Raw genomic sequence first — 17,070 nt, forward strand, 5'->3', positions numbered from 1 at the left:
TACTATTAAAATGTGATTTGTCTCCAGTAATTTGATTTTGTTGGTGCTACCTGATTAAGTACCTCTACAAGAGATTTTACATTTACAGAAGGACCCCCAGAAAAGATAGAAGCAATCTCCTCTCCCTTAGTATCAAAAAATACACGGGTTAAAAAATTATTAGGCCTCTTATTGTACATAGACCTAAATTGAGATAAGGTAGTTGCAAGTGTTTGCTTGCTACGCTTTTTATCTTCACCCATAAAATCAAGACCTGTACGATGATACGTGTACATTATACCTGCAAACTCTCTAAAGTTAGGAGAAAGTAAATCTTCATTTAACCTATATCTAGACTGCGACCCGTCTTGAGGGTTCCATCCCGTCTCACTACTAGGCTGTGCAGTAGTAACTATTTGCTTTGCAATCTGAAAATACCCATCACCGTCATTGAGCTTAAAGGTATTTGCATCCATACCTAAGATAGTATAAGCATAAAAAGCAATTACAGAAACTAAGTTTGAGTCAAAGGTATTAGGATTAAAAATAAGCGGCTGAAACTCTGTGTACTCAAAATCAAACTGCTTATCATTAAAGTTAAACGTAGGTGTATCATAATTAGAACCAAAAACTGGTCGTGATGCTCCTACTTGTACGCTTGCGCGAAAGTTGTTACCATCCTGCTGAGTAATAATTACATTAAAAGAACAGTCTATACGTTCTTGTTGCTTAAAACGTTTATCTGTCCACTTTGTGGTATTTATAAACTCTGTAAGTGAGCGTTCTAAAGTTTTAAAAACTTGTAAATCTGCTTTATTAGTTTGCTCTGCGTTTATAATCACAACAGCATTAAGCTCTTGTGCTACAAGGTTAAATGAGCAAAATAGAACCACTAAGAATGTAAGTACTCTCATCATATTTTTTCGGCTATTTTATCAAATATATCAATAGACACTTCGGCTTTAGTCTTTAAATCATACTCCGTAACCGAACCGTCTTTTTCAATAAACGTAATTTTATTGGTTTTGGTCTGAAACCCTGCACCTTTATCTCGCAAAGAGTTTAAAACAATCGCGTCAAGATTTTTCTTCTCGAGCTTTTTCTTTGCATTTTCTAACTCATTTTGAGTCTCTAATGCAAAGCCTAAAAGATATTGATCTTTTTTAATAGTTCCCAGTGATGCAAGAATATCCTTAGTTTTTACTAAGTCTATTTGCATCGAAGTGTCTTTTTTCTTGATCTTCTCCTCTGCTACTTGCGCTGGCTTATAGTCTGCCACCGCGGCTGCTGCGATTGCTACATCTACCTTATCAAATACGGCGTGTGCAGCATCATACATTTGCTCACCAGAGACTACATTATGCACTGTAATTAAACTATGATTTACTTTTATAGCACTAGGTCCCAGTATAAGATCTACTGTAGCGCCTAGAGCTGCTGCTCTTAAAGCAAGCTCGCATCCCATTTTACCACTACTGTGATTTCCTATAAAACGTACGGGATCTATTGCTTCATAAGTAGGTCCTGCTGTAATCATCACACGTTTACCTCTTAAAGGCAACTTACCCATTACATCATTCTCAATAAATGTCAAGATATCCTCTGGCTCTGCCATACGTCCTTTACCTACCAGGCCAGAAGCAAGTTCACCACTGGTAGCCTCTATCATTACATTACCGTAAGACTGCAGTTTCTGAAAAGAATTTGTAGATGAAGGATGGATATACATATCAAGATCCATTGCTGGAGCAAAATACACAGGACACTTTGCACTTAGGTATGTGGCTAGCAGCAAATTATCTGAAGCCCCATTTGCCATTTTTGAAAGCGTGTTTGCTGTTGCAGGAGCTATAACCATAAGATCTGCCCACAGCCCAAGCTCAACGTGATTTGTCCACACCGCATTATCATCACCCTCAAGTGTAAATGATGAGTGCACCTCATTACGAGAGAGTGTACTTAATGTAAGCGGAGTAACAAAGTCTTTTGCCTTCTCTGTCATTACTACTTGCACAGAAGCGCCAGCCTTTATGAATGCTCTCACAAGACTGGCGCTTTTATATGCTGCAATGCCAGCGGTTACTCCTAAAAGTATTTTTTTACCGCTTAATACTGACATCTATCTAGTCGTTACTTTTTTCTTCAGTAACAGATGGATCTCTGTGGTAAATACGATCTTCTAACCACTCTTGCACTGCTAGTGCGTGAGCCTTAGGAAGGCGCTCATAAAATTTAGACACCTCTATTTGCTCTTTGTTTTCAAAGATTTCTTCAAGACTATCATTAAACGTAGCAAACTCATCTAGTTTTTCTGAAAGCTCCTTCTTGATCTCTGTATTGATCTGTGAAGCACGTTTTGCAATTATAGAAATTGCCTCATAGATATTATCCGTAGGGGCATCTACAAGATTCTTGTCAATAGTCGTTGTGCTTAAAGGTGCATCTAAGTCCTTAATATTCATAATATTCTTCTTTAATTTAAAGTTTCCATTGCAAGCAGCGCTTCATTTATAGCTGCTACTTCTTCTGCTGCCTGCTCGCTATACTTTCCTCCTGGAAAATACTTTTCTAAGGCGTTATATGCTTCTTTTGCATCCTCAAGTCTTTCTGCCTTACGACGTCTTACACTCCCTAATGCTAGTTGATATGCAGAGTTAAACTTCCAGTACAAAGCATCTTCACGATACTTAGACCCTGGGAAGTCTAGTAAAAAGTTATCAAACGCTTTTATCGCATTTGGAAACGTTACTCTACTCTCTCCTATTTTATTATATCCTTTTGCAATCTCGTAAGCTTTGAGCTCTATCTTCTGGTTAAGCTCCTGCACCTTAGCATTAGCATCATCAAGACGCTCAGAATCTGGATACTGATTTATAAAATCTTGAAGTTTACCCATTGCTATATACGTATCTCCTTGATCTAAGTTAAATCTAGGTGATCTATTATAATAGCTTTCTGCGCTTTTATAAGCTGCCTCTTCTCTCTTCTCACTCTGAGGAAAAGATTTTACAAAACGCTCAAATTGATACCCTCCTTGATAATAATCTCCTAGCTCGTAAAATGTATTTGCATAAAGATATGACACACGCTCTGCTTGAGGGCGTCCTCTGTATAGCGGCACAATCTGCTCCCAAAGCTTTAAGGCTTTTTTGTATTTACCTTGAGAATACAAGGAATCTGCAAATGTGTACTTTGCTTTAATATCATCGTTTTTAAGAACATCTTGATACGCCGAACAAGAGCCCAATAAAACAACTGCAACTAGTAGGAAAAATATATTCTTCATAAGGGTTAAAAACAGCAGGCAAAATTACGTAAAATCAATCACATAACATAACTTAATTAATATAGCCCAAAAATAAACGCTTTCACCCTAGCATTTATTTTGTTAGCATACGTTTAACAACTTCTATAAAGTGTTTAAAAATGCACCTATCTTTTGGTGTAGGTCATCTGTAGCTTTTACTAGTGGTAATCTCACAAAAGGCTTGCACACACCCTGATGCGCTAGCAATGATTTAATACCTGCAGGGTTTCCCTCTTCAAAAATAAGATCTATAAGTTCAAGTATTTTAAAGTGTTCTTTATACGCTTTCGCGAAAGCGTCATTTAAACCATCATTAATAATCTCTGTAAAAACTTCTGGAATACCTTGACCTATCACAGATATCACACCACTACCTCCAGCCGAAACTAATGGCAATGAAAGTGTGTCATCTCCAGAGATCACCATAAAATCATCTGGGGTTTTGTGTATTAGCTCAAGCACCTGTGACATATCACCGGTAGCTTCTTTAATAGCTATAATATTATCAAAATCTCTTGCAAGTCTCGCCGTAGTTTCTGGTAACATATTGCTAGAAGTTCTACCTGGCACATTATAAAGTACTACTGGCAATGGGCTCGCTGTAGCTACACTTGCAAAGTGCTGGTATATTCCTTCTTGGGTTGGTTTATTATAAGCCGGAGAGACCGACAGTATAGCTTTTATACCATCATACTTACCATTTTTAAGTTCTGCTACAACTGCAGCTGTATGATTACCTCCTACACCTAGCACGATAGGCAAGCGCCCCTCTGCTACCTTTATGATATGAGCAACTACGGCCTGCTTCTCTTCACTAGATAACGTAGCACTCTCTGCCGTGGTACCTAGTGTGACAAGATAATTTACACCGCCAGAAATACAATATTCCACCAGCTTAGTAAGTCCATTATAATCTATAGACAAATCTTCATTAAATGGTGTAACGAGAGCAACACCTGTACCCCTTAACTCCTGCATTAATTTATAACTTTTAAAATTTTTAAATATTTTTCTAATTCTTTTGTAAAAACCACTTCTTGACCTGTAGCTACGTGTATCGTAAGATCATTGTATGTTTCCATAGCTGGGTCAATCCCTACTTTAAACTTTGCAGCAGAGAGTGCTGTCATTGCTTTAAGTGATAAATTTTCTGGCGTGTAGTAGCTTATTAAAATATCAAAGGGAGTTGCACTAAAATCTTTGAGAGTCTTAGTTTTAAAAACTCCTTTCCACCCTACTTGCTTGTCTGAAAATAACTGTGGCTGCTCACGCTGCTCTTTTGTTAAGGTTTTCACATACTCAAGTATTGCTACATCTTTAGACTTTACTCCTATTGCTTTGCACAAAGAAGAAAGATTATTTTGATTAAAAGGATTATCTACATCTTGTAAAATAGCAACGCTAGATACTGCAGTTGCGCTCGCCTTATAATTGCGTGCTTGTTGTGCTTTATCTATTTGTTTAATGATGGATTTTGCTTTTAATCCGGTTAAAAACATATAACTTTACTTTTGAACAAATGTAGATAAAATTTACTGCTACCTACGCCATAAATTATGAGGAGGACCACGCTTTTAACTATCATCTATGCGATTGTTATATATACAACAGCAATCTCTTGTAAGGAAGAATCTCACTACGCTCCAGAGCGCATAAAAGGTGAAATTATCCTTGTAAATCAAAATAGCCCAACGAGTGAAGAAATAACTCAAGCCATACTTCCATACAAGGAAGCTATACAGGCAGAAATGGATAGTGTGCTAGCCATTGCACCAGCATCGTACACAAAAAAGGATGGCAAGCTCAACACAGCAGTAGGCAATATGATGGCAGATGCTGTTTATGAAATGGCAAACCCTATATTTCAAAAAAGAACTGGATATCCCTTTAACGCAGTGCTTCTCAATTATGGAGGCATACGCTCTGCTCTTAATAAAGGAAACATCACCACCAGAACCGCCTACGAGATAATGCCTTTTGAAAACGAAGTGGTTGTCGTAGAGCTTAGTGGTAAGCAAATGAGATCTCTTTTTGAATATTTAAAAGGTGGAAGTGCACATCCCATCGCAGGTATGGAGATACAACTTTCTGCCACAGGTGATCTTTTAAAAACACAAGTGCAAGGTCAAGATATTAATGATAACGAGACTTACTTTATCGCAACTAGCGACTACCTCAAGAATGGTGGTGACCATATGACCTTTTTTGAAAACCCGGTAAGCACGCTTACGCTAGATTACAAAATAAGAAATGTGCTCATCGATTATTTTAAAAAATACGACACCATCGCACCCGTAAGAGATAACAGATTTACAAGAGATAGCAAATGATACGTAGAACTTTTATAAAACAAACCGCCGCAGCAACAAGTCTTGTAGGATTAGGAGGGTTAACAATGAGTATGGGTGTAGATACGCTTTCGCGAAAGCAAAAAAAGCACATCACCATTTTACACACTAACGATGTACATAGCCACGTTGAGCCCTTCCCTTCTAACGATCCAAAATATGCAAATCTAGGTGGTGCTGCCAGAAGAATGGGAGTTATCACGGCTGTACGTAAAGAAAACCCAAACACATTACTTCTTGATGCGGGTGATATCTTTCAGGGTACTCCTTACTTTAATTTTTATGGAGGTGAGCTTGAGTTTAAACTTATGTCTATGATGGGATATGATGCCGCTACCATAGGTAATCACGATTTTGACAATGGCATAGGTGGGCTAGCTGCACAAATGCCTAATGCATCTTTTGAACTTCTTACAGCAAATTATGACTTCTCAAATACCATAATGGATGGACTTACAAAGCCTTATAAGGTTTTTGTAAAAGATGGGATACGCATTGGTGTTTTTGGTCTAGGGATAGAACTTAATGGTCTCGTTAATAAAAATATGTTTAAAGAAACCAAATACCTAGATCCTGTCGAGATGGCCACAGACACCGCAAATACACTCAGACAAAAAGAACGTTGTGACATTGTTATCTGTCTTTCTCACCTAGGCTATGAGTATCGCAGTAAAGACATTATCTCAGACGTAGCGCTCGCCAGAAAGACAGAAGGAATAGATCTTATTATAGGTGGACACACACATACCTTCTTAAAAAAGCCAACTATCGCACAGAACAAATCAGGAAAGTTTGTGCTTATAAATCAGGTGGGCTGGGGAGGCATTAACCTAGGAAGAATAGATTTTTATCTAGATGATGCAAAAAATATAGAGAGTAGAAGCCTCGTGCTTGATATATAATCTAGATATACTCCTGATATGTACTGTCTTTTTCTATTCGTTTAAACCTAGTTATATAAGTGGCTAAGGTTACTTTCATAAACACCATCATAAATGTGGCCATTATAAGCATAGGAATTTCATTATAAAGAAAGTAGTATATGAAGCCAAAGACGGTACCAGCAATGTAGCTGCCACCTATTATAATAAGACCTATATTATCTGGATGGAGGTTATAATTAGGTATTATAAAGCAAACACTCATTGTAATGCCAAAAACCACCACTGTAAGCAAGAAGAGGCTCGTTTCTGGTATAAACGGCATTACTAGATAAACAATGTATAGCAGTACAAAACTGAGGGTAATAAATCCCACAATGAGCTCTACAAGATTGTGATTTGAAAAGGCAGTTACTCGTTTTTTTAATACAGGTTTCATTATAAACAAGAGTGCAGCATACCCTACAATAGATGCTAGGCAGGTGAGTGTTATATTTTTCTCATAATCTGTTAAGAACAAATACTCCGACAGTAGCGTTGCTACTAAAAATATTAAAAAGGAAATACTAAACTTACCTGTTGCTTTTATTACATATATATACAAAAACAAAGAACCAAAAGGAGTTAGATAGAACACATCATTCTGGTCAAAAAAGACAGGTGTAAGCATCATCATAAACCCTAGCAGAATACTGATAGATCTATATAACCTATATCCGGCAAAGTTCTCTCTAAGCATTAGTTAAAGCTAAGAATTCTATTTCAGAAATAATAGTAATTCCTAGTTTTTGAGCTTTTTCTAATTTGCTAGGTCCCATTTTTTCGCCAGCAACGAGGTATGATGTTTTAGATGAGATAGAACTTGAGACTTTCCCTCCGTTATCTTCTATGAGTTTTTTAAGATCATTACGTGGCATTTCAAACACACCAGAGACCACAAAAGTCTTACCTGCAAGCACATCCGACTGGTTTGCAAGCTTCTCTGCAGAAATTTCTAGCTGTACTCCGTAAGATTTTAAACGCTGTATGAGTACTATATGTTCCGCTTTCGCGAAAAATGCTACAACACTCTCAGCTATCTTACTTCCTATTTCATCTACAGCAACCAGATCTTCCTCTGTTGCCGAAATAATCGCATCAATAGACTTGTAATGCTTTGCCAGTTTCTTTGCAACAGTCTCTCCTACGTATCGTATACCTAAACCGAACAGCACCTTCTCAAAAGGAATCTTAACAGAGGCCTGCACACCCTTCACCAAGTTTTCGGCACTTTTTTGAGCCATTCTTTCTAACGGAAGCAACTGCGCTACTGTAAGCTCATATAGATCTGCATAATTTGATATAAGTCCCTCATTTACAAGTAAAGCTACCGTCTCACCTCCTAGCCCATCTATATCCATTGCTTTTCTAGATATATAATGCTGTATACGTCCTATAATTTGTGGTGGGCAACCCATATCGTTAGGACAGTAATGCTGTGCTTCTCCCTCTTTACGCACAAGCGGAGTGTTACATTCGGGACACTCGGCTATATAATCGGTAGGCTCAGAATCTGCTGGGCGTTTTGTAAGATCTACTGCTATGATTTTTGGGATGATTTCTCCTCCTTTTTCTACAAACACCTCATCACCTTCTCGTATGTCTAGTCGTTCTATTTGATCTGCATTATGAAGACTGGCTCTTTTAACGGTTGTCCCGGCAAGCTCTACAGGTTCTAGGTTTGCCACTGGTGTGATGGCTCCAGTACGACCTACCTGATATGTTATTTCGTGTAAGCGGGTAGACACCTGTTCTGCTTTAAACTTGTAAGCCATAGCCCATCGCGGAGCTTTTGCCGTGTACCCCAACTCCTCTTGCTGCTGGAGTCCGTTTACTTTTACTACAACACCATCTGTCTCATACGGTAAGTCGTGACGAGCTTTATCCCAGTGATTAATAAAATCTAGCACCTCATCAATACTCTTTGCTAGTACTGCCGCATCTGGCACCATAAAACCCCAGTCTCTAGCTTTTTGCAAACTTTCCATCTGGGTCGTAATACCTAAATTATTGCCGGTGATATTATAAAGTAAGCATTGCAATGGTCGCTTTGCAACCTCTGCACTATCTTGAAGTTTTAGAGAACCACTTGCGGTATTACGCGGGTTACGATATAGCTCAAACCCTAGTTCCTCACGCTCTGCATTCATCGCGTGAAAACCGTCCCAAGGAAGCACAATCTCACCACGTATGTCAAACTTAGGAGGATAATCTCCTTTTAACTTTAAGGGAACAGACTTTATGGTTTTAATATTAGTAGTTACATCATCTCCTTGTAAACCATCTCCACGGGTTACAGCTCTGAGTAACTCTCCATTTTCATAAGTAAGACTTATAGATGCACCATCATACTTGAGCTCGCAGGTGTAGTGCACTTCACCATCTACCATTTTCTTAACGCGGGCTTCCCAGTCCTCAAGATCCTCCTTTGAGTAGGAGTTATCTAGGGAGTACATTCTATGCTCGTGTACAATAGTCTCAAAATTTTTAGTCACTGCGCCACCTACGCGATGTGTAGGTGAGTTAGGATCATCATATGCTGGATTTGCAAGTTCTAGCGCCTTGAGTTGTTCTAATTTTTTATCAAATTCAAAATCAGAAATAGTAGGCGTATCTAGCGCGTAGTAGTTATAGTTGTGCTCGCGTAGCTCTTGACGAAGCTGTAAGATTTGTTCTTCAATAGTCATATGTAAAAATAACCAAAAAGAAAGGCTGTTACAATGAAGATTGCAACAGCCTTTACACTATTTATTATATAAAAAGTTAGTCTTCTATAAATAGATTTCTAACTAATGCAGCACAAATACCACCTGCAATAGGTGTAACAATAAATAACCATAACTGGCTCATCGCTTTACCCCCAGCAAATAGTGCAGGACCCAAACTTCTTGCAGGATTTACTGATGTACCTGTGATAGGGATTGCAACCATATGTATTAATGCTAAAGAAATTCCAATAGCTAGACCTGCCATAAGAGGAGATGCATTTTTTGCCGTTGTTCCAAAAATCACGAGTAAAAACAAAAATGTAAATACAAACTCTGCAATGAGAGCAGATGTCATATTATAATTACCCAGATAGCCTTCACCCCAGCCATTACTACCTAGGCCCCACTCTGGCATAGTAAAACCAGCACTTCCAGAGGCTAGTAGATATAATACCCCTGCAGCTAGTATCGCTCCAATGCATTGTGATATCACATACCCCACCGTATCTTTTGCGCTAAGTTTACCCGCAACAAGCATTGCAATTGAGATAGCTGGATTAATATGACAACCAGAAATTGGACCAATAGCATATGCCATCACAACTACCGAAAATCCAAAAGCAAGTGAGATACCTAAGAGTCCTATTCCTTCTGGACCAGATTGTGAGACACTAGCAATAGTTGCCGCTCCACAACCAAACAAAACCAAGGCAAATGTGCCCAAACCTTCTGCAAAAAATTTTTTCTTTGTGTTCATTTGTAAATAATTGTTTTAGTTAATTACTACAAACTAGACATTTTTAGACAAAAGCTTAAACAAAATAAAGACACCTCTCAAGTAATAGACAAAAAACGCTTTTGCATCGCTTAAGAGTAAACTACGTGTAAACTAACGCAGTCAAACTACTCGTTTTCAGACAACGAAGCTTTTAACCACTTAGGCATTGCCATAGGCTCAAAGTTCTCCATCTGATTAAGAAGACCATCAATAGTAGTATCTACAAGAAGGATATCATAATTTTCTTGTTTAAGAAAACCTTTGTCTACCATATTTTTAAGTGCACTTAGAAGATCATCATAAAAGCCATTTACATTGAGCATCCCCACAGGCTTTTTATGCAACGCTAGCTGGCTCCAAGTAAGCACCTCAAAGAGTTCTTCCATCGTTCCAAAACCACCAGGAAGCGTGATAAAACCGTCAGACAGTTCTTGGAGCTTCATCTTGCGCTCGTGCATCGTCTCATTTACGATAAGCTCTGTAAGTCCCGTATGCACCACTTCTTTAATTTGTAAAAATGCTGGTATCACTCCTATTACTTTGCCATTTGCATCAAGTGCTCCCTGAGCAACTGCTCCCATCACACCTATTTTGGCAGCACCATATACGAGTGTCATATCCTTTTTTGCCAGTGTGGCTCCTAGCAAGCGGGCTTGGTTTATAATCTCTGGATCAGTTCCTGCACTGCTACCACAGTACACACAAATAGATGCTAACTTCATACGATTTCTTTTTTTTCTAACAGTCTCTTTTAATAATCAAACGCACTTAGGTTTAAGCCATACACGCCTTAATCGACCTATCTTTACCAAACATATCTTTCCTAAGCACAACATCTGTAAAGCCTATATCTTTTAACAACGCTACAGTCTCTCTACCTAGATATTCATTAATCTCAAAATATAGAGCTCCTGCGGGTGCTAAGCTTTTACTGGCCAGCTCTCCAATCTTTCTGTAAAAAATAAGAGGATCTTGATCTGAAACAAACAGTGCACTATCTGGCTCATTGCTCAGCACGTTTGCTCTCATCATTGCCTTTTCTTGCTCGCGCACATACGGTGGATTGCTCACGATAACATTATAAACCTCATCAAGCGCTTGCGTCTCAAGAATATTCTGGTTATAAAAGTCTACTTTCACCCCATTTGCCTTAGCATTTTGATATGCTGTGGCAAGCGCATTTTGAGAGATATCTACCGCTTCTACTGTTGCTTTATTGATATTTTTTGCAAGCGTAATGGCTATACAGCCAGAACCAGTACCTATGTCTAAAAGACGTAGCATATCTTGTGCTTCCCCTTTTAATAGACCTTGCGCCACATCATCTATAATCCAGGCAACGAGTTCTTCGGTTTCTGGTCTAGGTATTAACGTAGCAGGATTTACTTGAAAGTCAAGCCCGTAAAATGACGAGCTACCTGTGATATATTGTATAGGCTCACTCTTAGACAGTCTAGCTGTTATTTCTTCGAGCTCTACACGTTGTGAGGGGTGTATGTTTTGCTTTCGCGAAAGCGAGATCTCAACCCTATTCATTTTTAATACGTGCTCAAGCGTTAAGAAACAGAGGTTCTCGACCTCTTCTGGCTCATAAAGTGCTGCCAGTTGCTCCCTAAAATATGCGCGAAAATCGTCTATACTCATAATGTAATAAGCATATGAACGGGACACGAAAAGTGACCAGTGTTACCCATAGGCCCATCTATATAGTCAAAACCGGTGCGCTTGTATAATTTTTGTGCTGCCTCCATATAAGGCATCGTCTCCAGATAGCATTGCTCAAACCCAAAATCTCGAGCCGTATCTAGGCACTTCTTCATCATAGCCGACCCTAGACCCTTGCCTCGCGCTTCTTCTAAGAAATACATCTTTTGCAACTCGCACACATTACCGTCATAATTATCAAGTTGTGCGATGCCCGCACAGCCTATTACCGCACCATTATCTTCTACCACAAAATAGGCAGCTTTAGGCCTGTCGTAATGTTCATACATAGTATCTAGCGCCTCATCTGCATAAGCGGTTCCTACCTTTGGAGCGCCCATATCTACCAGCACCTTGCGCACTACGGCCGCAACCTGTGCATTATCTTCCTTTTGAATAGGTCTAATGATTGGTTTGTTCATCACTATTAAACGTTTACTTTTGCGATGTGAAGATACACAACACCTATATAAAAAGATGTATTGCCCTGGCAAAAAATGGGCTTCCGGCAGCAATGCCTAACCCCTCGGTAGGAGCAGTACTCGTGCATAATGACACGATTATTGCAGAAGGTTATACAAGTGCATATGGCGGTCCTCACGCAGAGGTAAATTGTATCGCTTTCGCGAAAGCGAATACCCCAGAACTCATTGCAAAGTCCACCTTATACGTTTCGCTAGAACCTTGCTCACACTGGGGAAAAACCCCTCCTTGTGCAGATCTCGTTATAGACTCAGGAATAAAACGCGTAGTGATAGGCACCATAGACCCTTTTGCCAAAGTCGCCGGCGCCGGTATAAAAAAACTGATGCAAGCTGGAGTTGATGTGACCGTAGGTGTGCTTGATAAAGAATGTCAAGATGTAAACAAGCGCTTCTTCACCTATCACAATGAGAAGCGACCATTTATAATTTTAAAATGGGCCGAAACCGCAAATGGTTTTATAGCTCCTGCTACCAGAGATAAGCAAGAACCGGTGTGGATTACAAACTCCCACTCTAGACAACTAGTGCACAAACTACGTAGCGAGGAGATGGGAATCTTAGTGGGCGGCAAGACCGTTATAGAAGATAATCCTACACTTACCACACGTGACTGGCACGGCAGCAACCCGACTAGAATCGTGATTGACACACAAGGCAACCTATCTAAGGAGCTACACATATTTAATAATGAAGCTCCTACAATAGTGCTCAACGACAGTGACCCAAAAAGTATCTGTAAAGAGCTTTTTGAGCATAACATACAATCTGTTATTGTAGAAGGTGGCGCTGCTACCCTACAAGGCTTTATAGATACAGCTTTATGGGATGAAGCGAGGGTGTTTACAGGCCTTACAAACTTTAATGCAGGTATAAAGGCTCCCAAAAAAACAAGCCAATTTACACTACAATCTAGTCAACACATACAAGGTGACAGGTTAGATACTTACACACGCAGCGACTCTTGATTTACTTATTACTAAGCATAGCGGCTTCCAGTCTCATATTTGTAATCTTCAAGTTATTTTCAAAATTTGAAGTAAATACTTTGCAAGCCATTATCGTAAACTATGTGGTGGCCTTTACTTGCGGCATCTTGTTATATGAGGGCGGTACGACACTAGCACAAATTCCAGAGCAGGAGTGGTTTTATGCATCAGCTGGGCTAGGTGTACTCTTTATTATCGTATTTAACTTAATGGCATACACCACACAAAAGAGTGGGCTCTCTGTAGTATCGGTTGCGACCAAAATGAGTGTAGGGATTCCCATACTTTTTGGCGTTTTCTATTACAACGAGTCGCTAGGCCTCTACAAGAGCCTTGGGATCATACTGGCTTTAATAGCCGTTTATCTCGCCTCTGTAAAAGCAAAAGATGGAATTGCTATAAAGAAAGAAAACCTCATCTTCCCAATTCTTGTGTTCTTAGGTAGTGGCGCGATAGATACTAGTCTTAAGTTTATAGAGGGTGCTTATGTAAGTGATGGAGATGTACCTATCTTTAGTGCAACTATCTTTGGCGCTGCTGCTTGTATTGGCTTTTTAATTATAGGGTATCAAATCATTACTAAGACATTTACATTTAAGCTCAAAAATATTGTGGCTGGTGTCTGTCTGGGTATACCTAACTATTTTTCTATCTATATGCTTGTGCAGGCTCTGCGAGACCCAAGATTTGACAGCTCTACACTCTTTACCATAAATAATGTTGCTATTGTGATGGTAAGTACCTTTATAGGAATCTTGTTTTTTAAGGAAAAACTTCTCCTCAAAAACTGGATAGGTATTGCACTTGCCGTGGCGAGTATTTTGCTAGTAAGTTTATTTAATTAGAAAATAATTATATTTTTTTTACGCTTTCGCGAAAGCGTACTCAACCACCCTCGCCCTATAATTTCACTAGCCTTGTTTATTTAAATATCACCCTAAAACCCCGTTATTAAAGGGATTACAACATACAAGCTCTGTAACATTTTACAAAACACCTCAACATATCTATGTAACCAAAATGAAAATGATATGGGATTCGGTGGAGCAGCTCTTGCAGCAAATCAAGTAATAAAAAACAATAGAAACCTTCTTAAGCAAAAGCGTAAGAGAGGTGATCTATCTTTTGTATCTACTGTAAACGAAAAGTGGGAAGATCCTAAAAAAGCGTCTTTTGATCAACTTATGGAAATACGTAAACGTATACGTAGAGATAACAAACGCTATAGACGTAAGGTTCTAATCGTGACAATTATTGCCTTTATACTATTGGTGCTTGCGATAGCTGTAATACCTTGGGATCTCATTTTTACAAATGGATTTAATCCTCATAAGTATTAATACCAAATCACAAATTACTCTCTACGGTACTGCCTTGTCTCTTCAAAAACGTGATCAAGTATAGCGATGTCTTGTTCTGTAAGTTCTATGTCACGACGTGCCATTGCTATTTTTGCCGTCTCGTAGGCCTTATTTGTTTTGTGCGTTACAAATCCACTAGCACCTCCCCAAGAAAATGAAGGAACAAAATTACGTGGAAAACCACTCCCAAAAATATTAGAAGCTACACCCACTACGGTACCGGTATTAAACATTGTATTAATACCACACTTAGAGTGGTCACCCATCATAAGACCACAAAACTGTAGCCCTGTATTTGCAAAGCGACCTGTCTCATAATCCCATAACTTTACGGGAGCATAATTATTTTTAAGGTTTGAGTTGTTTGAATCTGCACCTATGTTACACCATTCTCCCAGCACACTATTCCCTAAAAAGCCATCGTGACCCTTTGAAGAGTACCCCATAAGCACGGCGTTATTCACCTCTCCTCCTACTTTACAGTGAGGACCTAAAGTGGTGCCGCTATAAATTTTGGCGCCCATTTTCACAGCTCCGTGATCACATACTGCAAAAGGTCCTCTTATGAGGGCACCTTCCATAATCTGGGCATCTTTACCTATATAAATAGGACCATCTGTCGCATTAAGATGTGAGTAGTGAACTGTTGCTCCTTCCTCAATAAATATTTGACCTTTATTTATTGCTATTACGTGCTCCGGAATGTCTTGAGACTCTCTATCTTCGGTAAGCATCTCAAAATCTCTGGTGATTGCTTCTCCGTTTTTGGCAAAAATATCCCAAGTATGGGCTACCGTAAGAATATCTGGAGCAGTGTATTGTATACAGTCATAGGTGTCAAAATCTACTTCTTCACCCTCCCTTACATAAAAGGCAATGATTTCTTCTCCATCAAAAATGGCTTGTTGTGGTTCTAGGCCTTTAATAATCTGGGTGAGATTAGGAGAAGGGAGATATGATGCATTAATCATCACATTTACCTCCAGCTCTACCATAGGCCATCTTTCTGAGAGATACTCTTCTGTAACGGTAGAGGTTGTAGAACCTAGTACAAACTCCCATTTCTCACGTATGGTAAGTATCCCTATGCGCAAGTCTGCTACGGGTTTTGTATAAGTAAAAGGTAAAAGTTGATTGCGTACGTTACCGTCAAAAAGGATATAGTTCATCTCTAAGTACTGTTAGTCTGTTGTAAAAAATCGATTGCAAAAATGAGCATTGACTTATACCGCAAATGTAAAGACTCTTAGATAAAGAAATGTATCTAGTTATAAAGAATACACACTAGTACAACTGTGTCTTACTTCTTCTTTTTTACAAGAATCGTCCACTCAAAGTTAAACTCAGAAACCCGCACACCGTCTTTGTTTGTCCCTACAGCTTTCATCCAGCAGGTTTGACCCTCACCAGTAGCAACGGCTTTATCTATAGCCTCTTTAATCTGAGGGCCATTATCACACACAAAGTGTATTCTGCCCGTTGCTTTTTTTGTAAAAGTGGCATTATTATTTGCCACAAGCATCGATATTTTTTTTCCACTCTTTTGTATGTGTGCAATAACAAGTGCTCCTGTAGCAAGCTCTGCAGCCATACCCTGTACTGCCCAAAACATACTATTAAAAGGATTTTGATTAATCCAGCGATGTTTTACTGTGGTTGTACAAGACTCTGGTGATAATGACTTAACACGCACTCCCGTAAGCCACGCAGAGGGTAGCTTAAACATTGTGAACGTATTGAATTTACTAGGTGTAGGAAAGGACATATCTATTGCTTTTAGACAAAAGTAACAATATTTATTAATACTATGCGTGCATATTAATATCTTAAATAAATGTTAATATTTAGTACTATGCGTAACAAAGTACCTTTTTTTAGACATATATTTGCATAAGACATTAATAGACTATGGAAACTAGCATACCCACACATCACAAAAATGTAGGAACATTAATACACCTTTCTACCTTCTGTAAATACCTTTTTCCTTTTGGAAATTTTATTGCGCCGCTCATTTTATGGAGCGCGCAAAAGCGCAACTCTTTATTTATAGACAAGCACGGTAGAGATGCCATAAACTTTCAGCTCAGTATACTTTTATATTTTATTGCGCTGGCGGTAATAAGCATTCCGTTCTTTATTTACTTTATAGTAAGTGCTGGTGAGGGAAGCGCTAGCTTGCTTAACAATGGTTACATAAATGACCCTAGTGACTTTGCAGATCTAGGTGGTTTTCTCATCACTGCCATTGTGGTAGGTGTGCTGGCTATAGGATTATTTCTTATAGAGATTATCACAGTAATTTCGGCAGCAGTGCAGGCATCACAAGGAGGCATTTACAAGTTTCCGCTTCTTATAAATTTTATCAAAGCTTCTGCCGTAGCAGAGACCCCAGATACTCAAGAGGACTCATCAACTCAAGAGCAACCTACTATATAATGTAGTGGTATGACTATGTACGCTTTCGCGAAAGCGTAACAACAATTAATCAATC

Annotated in this window: 20 protein-coding genes; 6 read left to right on the top strand and 14 right to left on the bottom strand. The window is 39.0% G+C overall.

Annotated features, from left to right (window positions below; translation table 11 throughout):
- Window positions 1-5 precede the first annotated feature (5 nt).
- From porD to I597_RS13635, 6 genes are all read right to left on the bottom strand, one after another.
- Entirely contained in the window at window positions 6-893 is an 888-nt protein-coding gene (gene porD / locus I597_RS13610; protein WP_081965030.1) for a type IX secretion system protein PorD, read from the bottom strand.
- Window positions 893-2,098, bottom strand: a complete 1,206-nt coding sequence (gene coaBC / locus I597_RS13615; RefSeq protein ID WP_035325236.1) for a bifunctional phosphopantothenoylcysteine decarboxylase/phosphopantothenate--cysteine ligase CoaBC — start codon at window positions 2,096-2,098, stop codon at window positions 893-895. Before coaBC ends, porD begins: the two co-directional genes overlap by 1 nt.
- A 4-nt stretch (window positions 2,099-2,102) precedes the next feature.
- The gene (locus I597_RS13620; RefSeq protein ID WP_021778416.1) at window positions 2,103-2,441 is read right to left on the bottom strand and encodes a DNA-directed RNA polymerase subunit omega; all 339 of its coding nucleotides are present in this window, start codon (window positions 2,439-2,441) and stop codon (window positions 2,103-2,105) included.
- 11 nt (window positions 2,442-2,452) lie between these two features.
- Window positions 2,453-3,265, bottom strand: a complete 813-nt coding sequence (locus I597_RS13625; protein WP_035325237.1) for an outer membrane protein assembly factor BamD — start codon at window positions 3,263-3,265, stop codon at window positions 2,453-2,455.
- A 123-nt stretch (window positions 3,266-3,388) separates the two neighbouring features.
- A complete protein-coding gene (gene dapA, locus I597_RS13630; protein ID WP_035325238.1) occupies window positions 3,389-4,264 on the bottom strand; it encodes a 4-hydroxy-tetrahydrodipicolinate synthase in 876 nt (291 codons plus the stop codon).
- Window positions 4,264-4,785: a DUF6913 domain-containing protein gene (locus I597_RS13635; RefSeq protein ID WP_052111751.1), complete on the bottom strand. Its 522-nt coding sequence runs from the start codon at window positions 4,783-4,785 to the stop codon at window positions 4,264-4,266. Before I597_RS13635 ends, dapA begins: the two co-directional genes overlap by 1 nt.
- A 57-nt stretch (window positions 4,786-4,842) precedes the next feature.
- On the opposite strand from I597_RS13635, the gene I597_RS13640 reads away from it, so the two are divergent.
- Both I597_RS13640 and I597_RS13645 read left to right on the top strand, forming a co-directional pair.
- Window positions 4,843-5,616 carry a 5'-nucleotidase C-terminal domain-containing protein gene (locus tag I597_RS13640; protein WP_035325239.1) on the top strand — a complete coding sequence of 258 codons (774 nt, stop codon included), beginning with the start codon at window positions 4,843-4,845 and terminating at the stop codon, window positions 5,614-5,616.
- Window positions 5,613-6,536, top strand: a complete 924-nt coding sequence (locus tag I597_RS13645) for a bifunctional metallophosphatase/5'-nucleotidase (protein WP_035325240.1) — start codon at window positions 5,613-5,615, stop codon at window positions 6,534-6,536. Before I597_RS13640 ends, I597_RS13645 begins: the two co-directional genes overlap by 4 nt.
- Window position 6,537: 1 nt before the next feature.
- Here the strand turns inward: I597_RS13645 and I597_RS13650 are convergent, their stop codons facing one another.
- The 6 genes from I597_RS13650 to I597_RS13675 all read right to left on the bottom strand — a co-directional run bounded on the left by I597_RS13650 (window position 6,538) and on the right by I597_RS13675 (window position 12,166).
- The gene (locus I597_RS13650) at window positions 6,538-7,254 is read right to left on the bottom strand and encodes a hypothetical protein (RefSeq protein WP_035325241.1); all 717 of its coding nucleotides are present in this window, start codon (window positions 7,252-7,254) and stop codon (window positions 6,538-6,540) included.
- Window positions 7,247-9,241 carry an NAD-dependent DNA ligase LigA gene (gene ligA / locus I597_RS13655; protein ID WP_035325242.1) on the bottom strand — a complete coding sequence of 665 codons (1,995 nt, stop codon included), beginning with the start codon at window positions 9,239-9,241 and terminating at the stop codon, window positions 7,247-7,249. Before ligA ends, I597_RS13650 begins: the two co-directional genes overlap by 8 nt.
- 76 nt (window positions 9,242-9,317) lie before the next feature.
- Window positions 9,318-10,019, bottom strand: coding sequence for an aquaporin Z (aqpZ, locus tag I597_RS13660; protein ID WP_021778408.1), 702 nt, complete (start codon window positions 10,017-10,019; stop codon window positions 9,318-9,320).
- Between the two features lie 146 nt (window positions 10,020-10,165).
- A complete protein-coding gene (locus I597_RS13665; RefSeq protein WP_035325243.1) occupies window positions 10,166-10,762 on the bottom strand; it encodes an LOG family protein in 597 nt (198 codons plus the stop codon).
- Window positions 10,763-10,814: 52 nt separating this feature from the next.
- Window positions 10,815-11,684 carry a peptide chain release factor N(5)-glutamine methyltransferase gene (gene prmC, locus I597_RS13670; RefSeq protein ID WP_035325245.1) on the bottom strand — a complete coding sequence of 290 codons (870 nt, stop codon included), beginning with the start codon at window positions 11,682-11,684 and terminating at the stop codon, window positions 10,815-10,817.
- A complete protein-coding gene (locus I597_RS13675; RefSeq protein ID WP_035325247.1) occupies window positions 11,681-12,166 on the bottom strand; it encodes a GNAT family N-acetyltransferase in 486 nt (161 codons plus the stop codon). The genes prmC and I597_RS13675 overlap by 4 nt, the downstream gene beginning before the upstream one ends.
- Window positions 12,167-12,192: 26 nt before the next feature.
- Between I597_RS13675 and ribD the strand changes: the two genes are divergently transcribed.
- The 3 genes from ribD (at window position 12,193) to I597_RS13690 (ending at window position 14,555) form a co-directional block, all read left to right on the top strand.
- A complete protein-coding gene (gene ribD / locus I597_RS13680) occupies window positions 12,193-13,194 on the top strand; it encodes a bifunctional diaminohydroxyphosphoribosylaminopyrimidine deaminase/5-amino-6-(5-phosphoribosylamino)uracil reductase RibD (protein WP_081964977.1) in 1,002 nt (333 codons plus the stop codon).
- Window positions 13,191-14,060 carry a DMT family transporter gene (locus tag I597_RS13685; RefSeq protein ID WP_035325249.1) on the top strand — a complete coding sequence of 290 codons (870 nt, stop codon included), beginning with the start codon at window positions 13,191-13,193 and terminating at the stop codon, window positions 14,058-14,060. The genes ribD and I597_RS13685 overlap by 4 nt, the downstream gene beginning before the upstream one ends.
- Window positions 14,061-14,246: 186 nt before the next feature.
- Window positions 14,247-14,555 carry a hypothetical protein gene (locus I597_RS13690; RefSeq protein ID WP_035325250.1) on the top strand — a complete coding sequence of 103 codons (309 nt, stop codon included), beginning with the start codon at window positions 14,247-14,249 and terminating at the stop codon, window positions 14,553-14,555.
- Window positions 14,556-14,569: 14 nt separating this feature from the next.
- On the opposite strand, the gene I597_RS13695 is transcribed toward I597_RS13690, so the two are convergent.
- Window positions 14,570-15,745 carry a GlmU family protein gene (locus I597_RS13695; RefSeq protein ID WP_035325251.1) on the bottom strand — a complete coding sequence of 392 codons (1,176 nt, stop codon included), beginning with the start codon at window positions 15,743-15,745 and terminating at the stop codon, window positions 14,570-14,572.
- Between the two features lie 131 nt (window positions 15,746-15,876).
- The gene (locus tag I597_RS13700) at window positions 15,877-16,341 is read right to left on the bottom strand and encodes a DUF4442 domain-containing protein (RefSeq protein WP_035325252.1); all 465 of its coding nucleotides are present in this window, start codon (window positions 16,339-16,341) and stop codon (window positions 15,877-15,879) included.
- 143 nt (window positions 16,342-16,484) lie between these two features.
- On the opposite strand from I597_RS13700, the gene I597_RS13705 reads away from it, so the two are divergent.
- Window positions 16,485-17,015: a DUF4870 domain-containing protein gene (locus I597_RS13705; protein ID WP_052111754.1), complete on the top strand. Its 531-nt coding sequence runs from the start codon at window positions 16,485-16,487 to the stop codon at window positions 17,013-17,015.
- Window positions 17,016-17,070 lie beyond the last annotated feature (55 nt).

The organism is Dokdonia donghaensis DSW-1 (genome assembly GCF_001653755.1).
In the GTDB taxonomy this organism is placed as follows: domain Bacteria; phylum Bacteroidota; class Bacteroidia; order Flavobacteriales; family Flavobacteriaceae; genus Dokdonia; species Dokdonia donghaensis.

Excerpts from the sequence above, each read along its gene's own strand:
- porD (WP_081965030.1), bottom strand. The coding sequence starts at position 893 with ATGAGAGTACTTACATTCTTAGTGGTTCTATTTTGCTCATTTAACCTT.
- coaBC (WP_035325236.1), bottom strand. The coding sequence starts at position 2,098 with ATGTCAGTATTAAGCGGTAAAAAAATACTTTTAGGAGTAACCGCTGGC.
- I597_RS13620 (WP_021778416.1), bottom strand. The coding sequence starts at position 2,441 with ATGAATATTAAGGACTTAGATGCACCTTTAAGCACAACGACTATTGAC.
- I597_RS13625 (WP_035325237.1), bottom strand. The coding sequence starts at position 3,265 with ATGAAGAATATATTTTTCCTACTAGTTGCAGTTGTTTTATTGGGCTCT.
- dapA (WP_035325238.1), bottom strand. The coding sequence starts at position 4,264 with ATGCAGGAGTTAAGGGGTACAGGTGTTGCTCTCGTTACACCATTTAAT.
- I597_RS13635 (WP_052111751.1), bottom strand. The coding sequence starts at position 4,785 with ATGTTTTTAACCGGATTAAAAGCAAAATCCATCATTAAACAAATAGAT.
- I597_RS13640 (WP_035325239.1), top strand. The coding sequence starts at position 4,843 with ATGAGGAGGACCACGCTTTTAACTATCATCTATGCGATTGTTATATAT.
- I597_RS13645 (WP_035325240.1), top strand. The coding sequence starts at position 5,613 with ATGATACGTAGAACTTTTATAAAACAAACCGCCGCAGCAACAAGTCTT.
- I597_RS13650 (WP_035325241.1), bottom strand. The coding sequence starts at position 7,254 with ATGCTTAGAGAGAACTTTGCCGGATATAGGTTATATAGATCTATCAGT.
- ligA (WP_035325242.1), bottom strand. The coding sequence starts at position 9,241 with ATGACTATTGAAGAACAAATCTTACAGCTTCGTCAAGAGCTACGCGAG.
- aqpZ (WP_021778408.1), bottom strand. The coding sequence starts at position 10,019 with ATGAACACAAAGAAAAAATTTTTTGCAGAAGGTTTGGGCACATTTGCC.
- I597_RS13665 (WP_035325243.1), bottom strand. The coding sequence starts at position 10,762 with ATGAAGTTAGCATCTATTTGTGTGTACTGTGGTAGCAGTGCAGGAACT.
- prmC (WP_035325245.1), bottom strand. The coding sequence starts at position 11,684 with ATGAGTATAGACGATTTTCGCGCATATTTTAGGGAGCAACTGGCAGCA.
- I597_RS13675 (WP_035325247.1), bottom strand. The coding sequence starts at position 12,166 with ATGAACAAACCAATCATTAGACCTATTCAAAAGGAAGATAATGCACAG.
- I597_RS13690 (WP_035325250.1), top strand. The coding sequence starts at position 14,247 with ATGGGATTCGGTGGAGCAGCTCTTGCAGCAAATCAAGTAATAAAAAAC.
- I597_RS13695 (WP_035325251.1), bottom strand. The coding sequence starts at position 15,745 with ATGAACTATATCCTTTTTGACGGTAACGTACGCAATCAACTTTTACCT.
- I597_RS13700 (WP_035325252.1), bottom strand. The coding sequence starts at position 16,341 with ATGTCCTTTCCTACACCTAGTAAATTCAATACGTTCACAATGTTTAAG.
- I597_RS13705 (WP_052111754.1), top strand. The coding sequence starts at position 16,485 with ATGGAAACTAGCATACCCACACATCACAAAAATGTAGGAACATTAATA.